This is a genomic window from Sphingobium sp. Cam5-1, assembly GCF_015693305.1.
In the GTDB taxonomy this organism is placed as follows: Bacteria; Pseudomonadota; Alphaproteobacteria; order Sphingomonadales; family Sphingomonadaceae; genus Sphingobium.
On the sequence record NZ_CP065139.1, the window covers coordinates 86,800 to 100,959 of the forward strand.

The following is a 14,160-nucleotide window of genomic DNA, read 5'->3' on the forward strand; positions in this document are numbered from 1 at the left end:
AACTGATTAAATATTCGGCATGCGACAATGGAAGAAATATCTCTCTCCCATCTGGGAGGTTTGATGATTCGCGCCTTCTGTCATCTGGGTCAGCGAAAGGCTGGAAAAGACGATGACAGATAGCAAAACGCTCACCCACCTGGCGCGCCTGGAAGCGGAGAGCATCCATATTCTGAGAGAGGTTGTGGCCGAGGCTGAAAAGCCGGTCATGCTATATTCCGTGGGCAAGGACAGCGCCGTGATGCTGCATTTGGCCCGCAAGGCATTCTATCCTTCGCCGCCGCCCTTTCCGCTGCTGCATGTCGATACGACCTGGAAGTTCCAGGAAATGTACAAGCTGCGCGATCGCATGGCCAAGGAAAGCGGCATGGAGCTGCTGGTCTACCACAATCCCGAAGCGCAGGAGCGCGGGATTAACCCGTTCGACCACGGCGCGCTGCATACCGACATGTGGAAGACCGAAGGTTTGAAGCAGGCGCTCGACCTTTATGGCTTCGACGCGGCATTCGGCGGCGCCCGCCGCGACGAGGAAAAGAGCCGTGCCAAGGAGCGCATCTTCTCCTTCCGCACGGCATCGCATGGTTGGGACCCAAAGAACCAGCGTCCGGAACTGTGGAACCTCTACAACGCCAAGAAGAACAAGGGTGAAAGCATCCGCGTCTTCCCGATCAGCAACTGGACCGAACTGGATATCTGGCAGTATATCCACCTTAACGATGTGCCGATCGTGCCGCTCTATTTTGCCGATAAGCGCCCGACCGTTGAGCGTGACGGCATGCTGTTGATGGTGGATGACGAGCGCTTCCCGCTGAAGGAAGGCGAGACGCCGGTGATGCGGTCGATCCGCTTCCGCACGCTGGGCTGCTACCCGCTGACCGGCGCGGTGGAGAGTGAGGCGAAGACGCTTCCGGAGGTCATCCAGGAAACGCTGCTGACCACTACGTCCGAACGCCAGGGCCGCGCCATCGACAAGGATGCAGGCGGAGCTGGCATGGAGAAGAAGAAGCAGGAGGGTTACTTCTGACGCACCACGGAATGCGCAAGTGTTCCGAAGCGTCAGCCCCAGCGCAGGCTGGGGCCTCGGGCCTGATGGTAGACCATTTGAGGCTCGGCCCTTCCCCAGATCAACGAGATCCCGGCCGATGCCGGGATGACGGGACAGATGACATGACCGACATTCTCGACGAACCTATTTACAAGACCGACGCCCTCATTGCCGAGGATATCGACGAATATCTGAAGGTGCATGAGCACAAGACGATGCTGCGCTTCATCACCTGCGGGTCGGTGGACGATGGCAAGTCGACCCTGATTGGCCGCCTGCTTTATGACAGCAAGATGATCTTCGAAGATCAGCTCGCCGCGCTGGAGGCGGACTCCAAAAAGGTCGGCACGCAGGGCCAGGAAATCGACTTCGCCCTGCTGGTCGATGGTCTCGCCGCCGAGCGCGAGCAGGGCATCACGATCGACGTCGCCTATCGCTTCTTCGGGACCGAAAAGCGCAAGTTCATTGTCGCCGACACGCCAGGCCACGAACAATATACGCGCAACATGGTGACCGGCGCATCGACCGCCGACCTCGCCGTCATCCTTATCGACGCGCGCAAGGGCGTGCTGACCCAGACGAAGCGGCACAGCTATCTGGCGCACCTGATCGGCATCAAGAACATCGTTCTAGCGGTGAACAAGATGGACTTGGTCGATTATGACCAGGCGATCTATGACAGCATCGTCAAGGACTATACCGAATTCGCGCGCTCGATCGGCATTCAGCATTTCGTGCCGATGCCGATTTCCGGCTTCAAGGGCGACAATATCACTGGCCCTTCGGACAACACGCCCTGGTACAAGGGCCCGGCCTTGATCGAGCATCTGGAAACCGTCGAAGTCAACAGCGCGACCGACGCGGAAAAGCCGTTCCGCATGCCGGTGCAATGGGTTAACCGCCCGAACCTCGATTTCCGGGGGTTTTCCGGCCTGATCGCCACCGGAACCGTGAAGCCGGGTGATGCGATCCGCGTGCTGCCTTCGGGCAAGACCAGCACGGTTACCCGGATCGTGACGCTGGACGGCGACCTTGAAGAAGCGGTGGCGGGTCAGTCGGTGACGATCTGCTTCGCTGACGAAATCGACTGCTCGCGCGGCGACGTCATCGCGCTGGCCGACAATCCTCCACAGGCGGCCGACCAGTTCGAAGCGACCATCGTATGGATGGCGGACGAGGAAATGCTGCCGGGCCGTCCTTATTGGCTGAAGATCGGGACGCAGACCGTTACCGCGACGGTTCAGCATCCGAAATATCAGGTGAACGTCAACACGATGGAGCATCTGGCGGCCAAGACGCTGGACCTCAACGCCATCGGTGTTGCGAACCTGTCCACCGACAAGCAGATCGTGTTCGAGCCCTATGAGCAGAACCGGGCGCTGGGCGGCTTTATCCTGATCGACAAGATCACGAACGCCACAGTGGCGGCGGGCATGTTGCACTTCTCGCTGCGGCGGGCGCAGAATGTCCACTGGCAGGCGACCGATGTCACCCGCGAGTTCCATGCGGGCCTCAAGAACCAGAAGCCGGCCGTGCTGTGGTTCACCGGGCTTTCTGGCGCAGGCAAGTCGACCATCGCCAATCTGGTGGAAAAGAGACTGGCGCGGATGAACCGGCACACCTTCCTGCTGGATGGCGACAATGTGCGCCATGGCCTGAACAAGGATTTGGGCTTCACCGACGCCGACCGCGTGGAGAATATCCGCCGCGTGGGCGAGGTCGCCAAGCTGATGACCGACGCGGGCCTGATCGTGATCACCGCCTTCATCTCGCCTTTCCGGTCGGAGCGCGAAATGGTGCGGCAGATGATGCAGCCGGGCGAGTTCATTGAGGTGCACATCGACACGCCGCTTGCTGAAGCAGAAGCGCGGGACGTCAAGGGTCTCTACAAGAAGGCGCGTGCCGGGGATCTCAAGAACTTCACCGGCATAGACAGCCCCTATGAGCCTCCAGAGGACCCGGAAATCCGCATCGACACCACGGCGATGACTGCCGAGGAAGCCGCTGACGCCATCGTCGCCAGGCTGATCCCATGAGCGGCGGCATGAGCGACGCCGACCTCGCGGCGCATCTTGCCGAAACCGCTGGACGCATCCTGCTTGAAGTGCGCGCCAGCGGCATGTTCAGCGCCAAGGCGCTGGGCAAGGCGGGCGATCAAACGGCCAACCAGTTCCTTGTTCACGCCTTGCGTGAACAACGGGGCGAGGACGGGTTGCTGTCTGAGGAAGAGAAGGACAATGCCGAGCGGCTGAGCCAAAGCCGCGTCTGGATCGTGGATCCTGTCGATGGCACCCGGGAATATGGCGAGGAGCGATCCGATTGGGCGGTCCATGTCGGTCTGACGATCGATGGGCAGCCGGAGATCGGCGCTGTAGCGCTGCCGGGCCTTGACCTGACCGGAACAGGGAAGGGTACAATAGTTCGGTCGGATCAGCCGCAGCCGATCCCGCCTGCACCCGAAAAGCTGCGCATGGTAGTCAGCCGCACCCGCCCGGCCGCCGAAGCTGTCGCGGTCGCGGAAAAGCTGGGTGCCGAGCTTGTTCCGATGGGCTCGGCCGGCGCCAAGGCGATGGCGGTGATATTGGGGCAGGCAGACATTTACCTGCATTCCGGCGGCCAATATGAATGGGACAGTATGGCACCTGTCGCCGTGGCGAAGGCGCACGGCCTGCACTGCTCGCGAATTGATGGCAGCCCTCTGATCTACAATCAGGCAAATGTGTATCTGCCTGACCTGCTCATTTGCCGAAAGGAACATGCTCAGCAGTTATTGGCCCTTATCAGCGAAGTTCAGGTCAGCGCCTGATAATCAAAGCTGAGGACTGCCAATGCCTGTTGCGTGAGGATCGAGCCATGCCGCGCAGCACGCGGCGTGGCTCGAAGCTCGTTTCGTCAAAGAAAACTGCTCGGAAACTGTCGCGCCCAAAGTCAGTTCGCCCGGCTTGACCGAACTTGGTGGAGAGGGAGGTTGCGGCGCTCCAGCCAATACGAGTAACACCTAAAAATCAGAGCCGATTGCGCGATAAAGAGAAATACGGTTTAGCAACAGTTCAAGGTCCGTCGCGATCGCGCTTCGTCGGGCGGAATAGAGCGAGCGCTGGTTCACGAGTGTGGACAGGAACGGATCAATTCCCGCGCGATAACGCTGTTGGGACAAGGCGTAGGCATTCTCATTCGATGCGACGAGAGCTCGCTGAGCCTGCTGCTGTTCGCCTATGGTGCCTGCGCGTGCCAAGGCATCGGCGACTTCACGAAAGGCGCTTTGGATGGCGTTCTCATAGCTGGCTAGAGCAGCCTGTTGCTGCGCCTTGCTATATTCGACATTGCCTTTGATTCCGCCGCCGAAAATGGGAAGGCTCGCCGATGGCGCAGCCGTCCAACTGAATGCGCCGCCCGTGAAAAGCGACGACAGTGCTGAACTGGCGACACCGATCGCTGACGTCAGGCTGATCTTCGGGAACATCGCAGCCCTTGCGGCGCCGATATTCGCATTTGCAGCCTGTAAACGGTGTTCGGCCTGCAGCACATCTGGCCGCTGGAGCAGGACATCTGATGAAATCCCGGCAGGGACTTGGGTAGTCGTGCTGATCAGCGCGGAGAGCGACAGCGGGAGTAGAGCTTCTTCTACCGGCGCTCCGGCGAGCAGATCCAGCGCGTTGCGATCTTGCGCCGCCTGCGTGACCGAGGCCGCGACATCGGAGCGCGCTTGTTCGACGATCGTTTCCGCCTGATGGACGTCAAGCTTGCCGGAAAGGCCGACGCCGTTGAGCGATCGTGTAAGCGCGAGCGTGCGTTCGGCGCTGCTGAGCGTATCACGAGCTACGGTGAGCAATTGCTGGTCCGCAGCAAGCGTTGCATAGGCGCTGGCCGTTTCCGCGACGAGCGCGATGCGCGCGGCGCGCGAGCCCTCCTGGCTCGCGAAATAGGATTGAAGGGCGGATTCACTCAAGTTGCGCAGGCGGCCGAACAGATCGATTTCGAACGCGCTAAAACCGATGTCGGCGCTGTAGCTATCCTGACGTTGGTCATTCCGGCGCGTGAGCGTTGCGTTGGCCTCCGCCGTGACCGTAGGCATCTGCGCGGCCCGCTGAATGCGATATTGGGCGCGCGCCGCTAGAACGTTGGCCAGCGTTACGCGAAGATCGCGATTGTTGATTAGCGCCCGATCAATGATGGTCCGCAGCCGTTCGTCGCCGACCAAAGCCGTCCAAGGCAAACCTGCCTTTTCTGTAGGAAGGGCGGCTGAATATGCGGATCCATTTGGCCAGGCGGGCGGAACGGGCGCGGTGGGCCGCTCATATGCGGGCGCCAGATTGCAGGCGGTCAGCGTCACGGACAGGCCGAGGGGGAGCAAGCGCCTCATGCCGGCACCTCCGACCCGGTGACAGATGAATGGTCCTTGCGTCTGAAAAGCCGCATGATCGTGAAGAAGAACAGCGGCACATAAAAGATGGCAAGCAATGTTCCGGTCAGCATGCCGCCAGCAACCGCCGTGCCGATGGCGATGCGGCTTTGTGCGCCAGCACCATGAGCGAGCGCCAGCGGCATAACGCCCGCGATGAAGGCGAGCGAGGTCATTATGATCGGTCGGAAACGGAGCTTGGCTGCTTCGATCGCCGCGCTCATCGCGTCCTTGCCATCGCGATAGGCAAACTCAGCGAATTCAACGATCAGGATTGCGTTCTTGGCCGCCAGTCCCATCGTGGTGAGGAGGCCTACCTGGAAGAATACATTATTCTCCAGCCCGCGCGCCCACACCGCGACGACTGCCCCGATCAGGCCCAGCGGGATTACGAACAATATTGCGAGCGGCACTGACCAGCTTTCATAAAGCGCAGCGAGGCAGAGAAAGACGACCAGCACGGAGAGAGAATAAAGCAATGGCGCCTGTCCGCCGGACAATTGTTCCTGGTATGAAAGGCCGCTCCAGGCATAGCTGGTTCCGGTCGGCAATTGCTGCTGCAAACGCGCTATTTCATCCATGGCCTCTCCCGAACTCGCACCGGGTGCGGCCTGTCCCTGTATTTCATAGGAGGATTGGCCGTTAAAACGGGACACTGTTGTCGGACCCATTTCCCAATGGGTGGTAGCGAAAGCGGAGAATGGAACCATCTCGCCTGTGGCAGCGGAACGCACTTGCCAGTTTTCAATGTCGGTCGGCAAAGCTCGATAAGGCGCGTCTGCCTGCATAAAGACGCGCTTTACGCGTCCTCGATCAATGAAGTCGTTGATATAGCTACTTCCCCAGGCGGAACTCAATACATCGTCCACATCATTTTGGGTAAGTCCAAGCACGGCCAGCTTTTCATTATCGATATCGACCTTCAACTGGGGCGTGTCCTCGAGCGTAGCGGCACGCACGCCCGCGAGCAGAGGGCTTTGCGAAGCTGCAGCGAGCAGCTGGTTGCGCACGGCCAGGAACTTGTCTCGGCTGAGGCCGCCTGTGTTGAGCAGCTCGAAGGTAAAGCCGTTCGACTGACCCAGGCCACGGATGGCGGGCGGTGTCATGGCCAGAATTTTCGCATCACGTACGGCTGCGAGCTGCTTTGTAGCTCGGTTCGCGATCTCGGTTGCGCTGTTCGCCTTACCCTTCCGGTCTTCCCAAGGGTTGAGATTGATGAAGCCTTGCGCGGTATTTTCGCCCTGTCCCGCAAAACTGAAACCTTGGGCTATGAATATATTGCCGACGTTATTTCCTTCTTCGCTTTGGAAGTAGTTGCGAACACTCTCGACCACTTGCGCGGTTCGCGTCGACTTGGCACCAGCGGGAAGGGTCATCTGCACCATGACCTGCCCCTGATCCTCTACGGGGAGGAAGCTGGTCGGCAGACGAACGAAGATCAGCGCAAGGACGCCCAGTATCAGCAGATAGATTGTCCAGAAGAGGGCGCGCCGATGCATGATTGCCTCAAGCCGCCGCATATAGCCGCCGGTCACGCGCCCAAACCAGCGGTTGAACCGGCCCGCCCAACCCTGCTGACGGCGCTCCTCACTAGCCGATTTCAATAATGTGGCGCACAGGGCGGGCGAAAGGATGAGTGCAACCACCACGGACAGAAGCATGGAGGACACAATGGTGATGGAGAACTGCCGGTAAATTACCCCCGTGGAACCACCGAAAAAGGCCATGGGCAGGAGGACGGCCGAAAGGACAAGCGCTATGCCGATCAGCGCACTGCCTATCTCTTCCATCGATTTGATTGTGGCGTCGCGCGCGTCAAGCCCCTCATCATGCATCAGCCGCTCGACATTCTCGACCACTACGATCGCATCATCGACCAGAAGGCCGATGGACAACACCATGCCGAACAGGGTGAGCGTGTTGATGGAATAGCCAAAAAGGGCCAGCACGCCGAACGTCCCGAGCAGGACGACCGGCACCGCCACCGCAGGGATCAACGTCGCGCGCCAGCTTTGTAAAAAGACGAACATGACCACGACGACCAGTCCGACAGCTTCGATAAGTGTCTTGATGACCTCATCCACGGAAAGCCGGATGAAGGGTGTCGTATCGCGCGGGAATGCGATGCTGTACCCATGAGGCAGGTTCGTGGACAGCTCGGCGACCTTTGCCTTGACGAGCTCGGCGGTCTTCAGAGCGTCGGCGCCGGGAGCGAGTTGGAGCGCGATGCCCGATCCAGGATGTCCGTTCAGCGCGGCTGAAAAGGTGTAACTTTCATTCCCAAGTTCGACCCGAGCAACATCGGAGAGGTGAACGACGGATCCATCGCTTTGAGTCTTTACGATGATGTTGCGAAATTCTTCGGGAGTCTGGAGGCGTGCACGCGCGCGAACGGTGGCATTCAGTTGCTGTCCGGCGGGCGCCGGATCAGCGCCGATCTGACCGGCGGAAACTTCGACATTCTGGGACCGGATCGCGCTTTCAACGTCCGACGGCATGAGTTTGACCGTCGCGAGCTTGTAAGGATCCAGCCAGATGCGCATCGCATATTGAGATCCAAAAATCTGAACATCGCCTATACCTTCCAGGCGGGAGATGGGGTCCTGAAAATTATTGACCAGATAGTCGGAGATATCAGTCTGAGTGGCTCGATCGGTACGATCGTACAGCGCGACGAGCATCAGGAAGTCAGTCTGCGATTTGGTGACGGTCAGGCCCTGCTGCTGAACTGCGTTCGGCAACCGACTTAACGCTTGCTGCACTTTATTCTGGACCTGAACCTGCGCGGTGTCGGGATCGGTGCCCTTGTTGAAGGTAGCGGTGATACGCGACTGACCATTGGCGGTGGACGTCGATGAGAAATACATCAGGCCATCGATGCCCGTTAGTTCCTGCTCAATGACCTGAGTGACGCTGGTCTCCACAGTATCAGCCGAGGCGCCAGGATAACTCGCTCTGATATTGACCGCAGGTGGAGCGATATCGGGATATTGAGCGATAGGCAGCGACAGCATGGCCCCAAGTCCGGCCAGCATGATGCCGATCGCGATCACCCAGGCGAAAATCGGCCGATAGATGAAAAAGCGGCTGAGCATCGGAGGACCTAACTCCCCTGGCCGACGGTTGCGGCGCGGACGGTATCGCCCGGCTTCACCTTGTCCGTTCCTTCGACGATCAGCCGATCACCGGACTTGAGGCCTGCTGTCACGAGCCATTTGTCGCCTATCGCCTGTGCCGTAGTGACGGTGCGTTGCTCCACCTTGTTCGCGCGATTGACGACAAGTGCGGTGGCATTGCCCTTGGGGTCACGGCTGATCCCCTGTTGGGGCGCGAGTATGCCATTGGGGACGACGGCCTGCGGGGCCACGACGCGCACGAACATGCCGGGGAGGAGGAGACTGTCAGGATTGGGGAAGCGCGCGCGCAGGGTGATGGTGCCGCTATTGGGGTCCACGATGGGCTCGGCGAATTCTATGCGGCCTTCAAGCGGATAGTCGCTGCCATCGTCCAGTTTCAGCCGGATGGTGGCACTGGCGGGTAGTGCTTTACCCGCAGCCAGATTGCGGCGCAGCGCCAGGAGCTGCGCGCTGGACTGGGTAATGTCGACAAAGATCGGGTCAAGCTGCTGGATCGTGGCGAGGGGGGCAGCTTGACTGGCTGTGACCAATGCGCCCGGCGTAACTGAGGAACGGCCAATGCGCCCGCTGATCGGTGCCCGGACTTCGGTAAAGCGCAGGTTTATGCTGGCAGTCTGAAGCGAAGCGCGCGCTTGTTGGATGGCGGCGCTTGCTTGCCGCGAAGCCGCGACCACGTCGTCCCGCTCCTGCGCGCTTACGGCCTCTGTCTGCCCAAGCGCTTGATAGCGGCGCGCCTTGGCCTGAGCCGCAACCGCCGTCGCCTGCGCATTGGCTAGCGCAGCTTGCGCTTCGTCGCGAGAGGCGCGGTAGAGGGATGGATCAATCTGATATAATGGCTGGCCCGCATGCACGTAGGAGCCTTCGGTAAAGAGGCGCTTCTGAACGACCCCAGCAACTTGAGGTCGCACCTCAGACATCAGCGTCGAAGCGGTACGTCCGGGTAGCTCTGTCGATACGGTAACGTCCTGCGCCTGAAGCGTGACTACGCCCACTTCGACCTGCTTTTTCTCAGGCGGTTTGCTTTGGCCGCATGCAGTCGCGAGCAAACAAAATGCCGCGCCTAATTGAGCGTAGCGGGACGTGGAGAGTGCAGAGCGCAGCGGCATGGCGGCAGGTGATCCAGTGGCGGGGTTCAGCAGAGCGGAAACTTCACCCGGCGCAGGGGGAGGGGGAGCGCCGGGTGAAGGACGGGCCAGCTGGCTGGCAGGCTCCGACGCCCCCCTATTCGCGTGTTGGCAGGGGTTTGAAAAGGCCGAACATGTGCCATTGTGCATCGCAATATGTCAGAATGTATCGGCGCGTATCAGAGGCTCTGAGGAAGGCAGACTTTTAATGCTGAACGCCGTAAAAGGAGGCGATGCCTGACCAGATGAACAGCCGCCAAGCACGCCTGATCGTAGTCGATGATGACCCCGATATTCGGGACCTGATTGTTCAGCAGCTGCGGCAGGAACATTATGAGGTGATAGCCGCGGGCAGCTTGGGAGAGCTTTATCAGGCCCTTTCGGTGCATCCGGCCGACCTCATCGTGCTTGACCTCAACCTCCCGGACGGTGACGGGCTCACCCTGTGCCGGGAGTTGCGGGCCGAAGGAAATGACGTCCCCATCATCATGGTATCCGCCAGAGGCAGTGCGATCGACCGGGTGCTCGGGTTGGAACTGGGAGCGGATGATTATCTCACAAAGCCGTTCGAGCCACGCGAATTGCTCGTTCGCATACGCAACCTGCTACGCCGATCCCATGCTGACGAACCCGACCGGCAGCGCGACAAAGGCGTGCGTGTCGCCAGGCTCGGTCCCTGGCGCCTCGATCTCTTCCAGCGCAGGCTGATCGCTGAAGACGGGCGACTGGTGATGCTTTCGTCAGCGGAGTTCCGCCTGCTGTCCCGGTTTATCGATGAGCCCAATGTGGTCCTCTCACGGGAAAACCTTGTGCCTGAACGTCGAGCGACTGCTGCGTTCGACCGCTCGACCGATCTACAGGTAAGCCGATTGAGGCAGAAACTGGCGACCATGCCGGGGGGTGAGGAACTCATTCTGACGGTGCGGGGCGAAGGGTATGTACTCGCCAGTCCGGTGTCCTACGAATGATTGAGCGTCTTTGGAGCCGTGTTCGAGGTTTTTTGCGCTCGCTGACAGGACAGATATTCCTGCTGCTGACGATTGGCATGTCGTTGGCCGCGATGCTGGCTTTGCTGATTGCTGAACAGAGCAGGAGCCATGACTTTCAGCAATGGCGCATGCAGCGGGTGGTGGCGAGCGCCGAGGATATCGGCCATCGCCTTCAACGTGATCCCAAGCGGGTGGAGGCCATGCTGGCGGCCCAGCAGATCATGGGCGCAGCGTTGGCGCCGGAGGGCATTGCGGTGGCTGAACCGGATGCCGAGCTTGCAAAAGCGCTCAGGGCGCGGTTCGGCCCCGGGTCCAACCCGGAGGCTAGCCAGGTTCCTGCAGGATTTTGCTTTCCTCGCCTGCGTTATGATCCATCGGCGGGGGCCGCTGGGGTGGTCAACGCGCCGCGTCCGGCATGCTGGATCGTGCGGTTTACCGATAGCACTGGTGCTCGGCGGTCCATGGCGCTCAACCTGCCGCGCATGGAGCGTCCGCCCAGTATGATGACCAACCCGCTCTATATGCTCCTGATCATCATCGCATCTGCTGGTCTTGCTATCATCGTATCCCGGATCGTAACCCAACCACTGCGGCGCCTTGAGCACGCGGCGGAGTCCTTCTCCCTGTCGCTCGACCCGGAGGAAATCCCGGAAAATGGGCCTGAAGAAGTGCGCGCGGCGCTATCGACCTTCAACCTCATGCAACGGCGCGCGCGTGCTGGCTTTGCCGAGCGTACGCAATTGCTGGCGGCCATCAGCCACGATCTGCAGACGCCGCTTACCCGGCTGAGGTTGCGGCTTGAACTCGTCGAAAATGAGGAGTTGCGTGCGCGGCTGTTGCAGGACCATCAGGCGATGCAAACCCTGGTCAAGGAGGGGCTTGATCTCGCCGCCAGTACCGAGACGCAGGAAGAATGGTCCGTCATCGACATCGATTCCATGCTGGAAAGCATGGTCGAGGATGCGCAGGATCTGGGCGCCCCATTGCGGTTCGCGGGAGGGTGTGGCGGGACGATCCGGGCCAAACCCAATGCACTGAGCCGGTGCATCAGTAACCTGGTCAGTAACGCCATCAAATATGGCGGCGAGGCCGAAATCGGATGTTTCCGCCAGGGATGTCGGCTTGTCATTCACATCAGGGACAAGGGGCCGGGCATACCGTCGGAACAACTAGATCAGATGTTTGAGCCGTTTACTCGCGGGGCGTCAGGGCAGCCGGGCGGGCGACCCGGCACGGGCATCGGTCTGACTATAGCGCGGTCACTGGCGCTCACCTTCGATGCGTCCGTCCGGCTGATGAATGCGGAAGGTGGCGGGCTGGTCGCCCTTATCGAAATGAAGGCGTAAGTTCAATCTTTCGTGTTGCCAGACGATCGGCTTCGTCTGGATTATGGGTGACATAGATTATCGGGAGCCGAAGCTCGTCCCGTATACGCAGCACAACATCCATGATGTCTTCCCGACGGGCGGGGTCGATGGAGGCGAGAGGCTCGTCCATGAGCAAGGCTCGGGCACCAGACAGCAGAGCGCGGCCTATGGCAACGCGTTGTGCTTCGCCGCCCGACAGCGTGCGTGGCCGGCGGCTGAGCAGATGTTCAATCCCGAGAAAATCGACGACCGCTTGTAGAGACATCCACCTGTCCTGCGGCGGCGCAAGCCGATAGCCATAGAGCAGGTTCGCGCGCACCCGAAGATGTGGGAAAAGGCGGCCATCCTGGAAAACATATCCGATGCGGCGACGATAGGAGGGCAAATCGATGGCGGCATCGGCATCGAACAATATTTCTCCATCGACGCTGATATGGCCCTGATCCGGGCGCAGCAGACCAGCGATCATGTTGAGGATAGAGGTCTTCCCTACGCCGGAAGGCCCCCAGAGTAGGGTGATGCCATCTGATGCTGCAAAGCGCGCCGTAACGAGGGTGGGGCCGAGAAGCTTGCGGACGTCGATGTCAAAGGACATGGCTGGACCTATCGGCCGATACCCGGCGGCTGAGCGCTTCTGAAAGCAACAGTGCGCCCAGCGACAGGCAAATCGAAATCACGGCAAGCCGCCATACGACGGCGTCGGCGCCCGGGATTTGGAGGGCGCTGTAGATGGCGAGCGAGAGGGTGCGGGTTTCTCCCGGGATGTTTGAGACAAAGCTGATGGTCGCGCCGAATTCGCCGAGTGATCGGGCAAAACCAAGAATGAATGCCGCAGCTATTCCGGGTAGAGATAGGGGGAGGAGGATCGTCAGGAAGCACCAGGCGGGGCTGGCGCCGAGGGTTTGGGCGGCTTCTTCCAGGCGGTGATCTACAGCTTCGATCGATAGGCGGATCGCGCGCACCATCAGGGGGAGGGCCATGATACCCGCGGCGATGGCGGCGCCGGTCCAGCGGAACATGACGGTCACACCGAACCATCGTTCCATTATGCTTCCTACAGGTCCGGCAGGTCCGAGGGTCAGGAGTAGTAGCCAACCGATCACTACCGGCGGCAGGACAAGCGGGAGGTGAACCGCCGCGTCGAGCAGCAGCTTGCCGGGAAAGCGCCAGCGCGCGAGGACCCAGGCGAGGGCGAAGGCCAAGGGGAGAGTGAAGAGCATGGCCGCAAAGCTGACCTTCAGAGACAGCTGGACGATCTCCCATTCTTCCGGACTGAAGACGGTCACCGTCAACGCGTTCCAAAACCGTAGCGGCGGAAGATCGCCTTGCCGCGTGTAGAAAGGAGAAAGCGGTGAAATGCTGTCGCTTCGGGATGGGTGGAACGACTCAGCAATGCCAGTGGATAGGTGATTTTCGGGTGGCTGGCCGCAGGAAAGACGCCCACGATACGGACGGCTCGCGTCGCCCGTGCATCGGTTTCATAGACGATGCCAAAGGGCGCCTGCCGCCGCTCCACCATCGCAAGAGCCGCCCGGACATTTTCCGCCGCCGCCACTTTACCGGATAGCGCTGGCCAGACGCCGAGCGCCATAAGCGCCGCCCTGCCATATTTTCCGGCCGGAACGCTGTCCGGGTCAGCCATTGCGAGGCGGCCAGTGCCGATCGCACGGGCGAGGGGGAATCCACGGCGGATCGTCATTTTCGTGCCGCTGCCCGCCGGTGCGATCAGGACGAGGCGGTTGGTAAGCAGCGGAACACGGGTTCCCCGGCGGACGAGCCCTTTTGCGGCGATGGCATCCATCCAGGGTTCATCCGCCGACAAAAACAGGTCGGCAGGTGCCCCGGCCTCTATTTGCCGGGCGAGGGCGGAAGAGGCGGCGAAGGATAGGATGGGCCGGTCATGCCCCTGCGCCGTCCAGGCATCGGCAGCGGCGGTCAGCGATTCCTGGAGGCTGGCGGCGGCCAACACCAAAGGCCCGCGATCGCGCGCTTCAGCGGGTTCAACCGCAAAGCCGGTAACGAGCAGAAGGAGGAGCAGAACAAGGAACCGATGCATGCGACGCCTGACGCCTAAGGTATATATGACGCTATACAGC

11 protein-coding genes are annotated in these 14,160 nt (G+C 60.5%); 5 read left to right on the plus strand and 6 right to left on the minus strand.

Annotation, left to right across the window (positions count from 1 at the left end):
* Window positions 1–112: 112 nt before the first annotated feature.
* The 3 genes from cysD (at window position 113) to IZV00_RS14555 (ending at window position 3,851) form a co-directional block, all read left to right on the plus strand.
* Window positions 113–1,024 carry a sulfate adenylyltransferase subunit CysD gene (cysD, locus tag IZV00_RS14545; RefSeq protein WP_196227147.1) on the plus strand — a complete coding sequence of 304 codons (912 nt, stop codon included), beginning with the start codon at window positions 113–115 and terminating at the stop codon, window positions 1,022–1,024.
* 143 nt (window positions 1,025–1,167) lie between these two features.
* A complete protein-coding gene (gene cysN, locus IZV00_RS14550) occupies window positions 1,168–3,081 on the plus strand; it encodes a sulfate adenylyltransferase subunit CysN (RefSeq protein WP_196227148.1) in 1,914 nt (637 codons plus the stop codon).
* 8 nt (window positions 3,082–3,089) lie between these two features.
* Entirely contained in the window at window positions 3,090–3,851 is a 762-nt protein-coding gene (locus tag IZV00_RS14555; protein ID WP_329604515.1) for a 3'(2'),5'-bisphosphate nucleotidase CysQ, read from the plus strand.
* 192 nt (window positions 3,852–4,043) lie between these two features.
* Here IZV00_RS14555 and IZV00_RS14560 read toward each other — a convergent pair whose 3' ends face one another.
* From IZV00_RS14560 to IZV00_RS14570, 3 genes are read right to left on the minus strand one after another with little or no spacing between them, the layout of a single operon-like run.
* Window positions 4,044–5,408: an efflux transporter outer membrane subunit gene (locus IZV00_RS14560; RefSeq protein ID WP_196227150.1), complete on the minus strand. Its 1,365-nt coding sequence runs from the start codon at window positions 5,406–5,408 to the stop codon at window positions 4,044–4,046.
* Window positions 5,405–8,542 (minus strand): efflux RND transporter permease subunit, encoded by a 3,138-nt coding sequence (locus tag IZV00_RS14565; RefSeq protein ID WP_196227151.1) that lies wholly within the window; start codon window positions 8,540–8,542, stop codon window positions 5,405–5,407. The genes IZV00_RS14560 and IZV00_RS14565 overlap by 4 nt, the downstream gene beginning before the upstream one ends.
* An 8-nt stretch (window positions 8,543–8,550) precedes the next feature.
* On the minus strand, window positions 8,551–9,690 hold the full coding sequence (locus tag IZV00_RS14570) for an efflux RND transporter periplasmic adaptor subunit (RefSeq protein ID WP_196227152.1): 1,140 nt from the start codon (window positions 9,688–9,690) through the stop codon (window positions 8,551–8,553).
* 251 nt (window positions 9,691–9,941) lie between these two features.
* On the opposite strand from IZV00_RS14570, the gene IZV00_RS14575 reads away from it, so the two are divergent.
* On the plus strand, window positions 9,942–10,676 hold the full coding sequence (locus IZV00_RS14575) for a response regulator transcription factor (protein ID WP_196227153.1): 735 nt from the start codon (window positions 9,942–9,944) through the stop codon (window positions 10,674–10,676).
* The gene (locus tag IZV00_RS14580) at window positions 10,673–12,043 is read left to right on the plus strand and encodes an ATP-binding protein (protein WP_196227154.1); all 1,371 of its coding nucleotides are present in this window, start codon (window positions 10,673–10,675) and stop codon (window positions 12,041–12,043) included. Before IZV00_RS14575 ends, IZV00_RS14580 begins: the two co-directional genes overlap by 4 nt.
* Here the strand turns inward: IZV00_RS14580 and IZV00_RS14585 are convergent.
* Genes IZV00_RS14585 through modA form a run of 3 tightly spaced genes read right to left on the minus strand, consistent with a single transcriptional unit; the run spans window position 12,024 to window position 14,120 of the window.
* Window positions 12,024–12,659: an ATP-binding cassette domain-containing protein gene (locus IZV00_RS14585; protein WP_196227155.1), complete on the minus strand. Its 636-nt coding sequence runs from the start codon at window positions 12,657–12,659 to the stop codon at window positions 12,024–12,026. The two genes, IZV00_RS14580 and IZV00_RS14585, sit on opposite strands and share 20 nt — an antisense overlap.
* Window positions 12,649–13,350 carry a molybdate ABC transporter permease subunit gene (gene modB, locus IZV00_RS14590; RefSeq protein WP_268934790.1) on the minus strand — a complete coding sequence of 234 codons (702 nt, stop codon included), beginning with the start codon at window positions 13,348–13,350 and terminating at the stop codon, window positions 12,649–12,651. Before modB ends, IZV00_RS14585 begins: the two co-directional genes overlap by 11 nt.
* Before the next feature lie 2 nt (window positions 13,351–13,352).
* Entirely contained in the window at window positions 13,353–14,120 is a 768-nt protein-coding gene (gene modA / locus IZV00_RS14595; protein WP_196227157.1) for a molybdate ABC transporter substrate-binding protein, read from the minus strand.
* Window positions 14,121–14,160 lie beyond the last annotated feature (40 nt).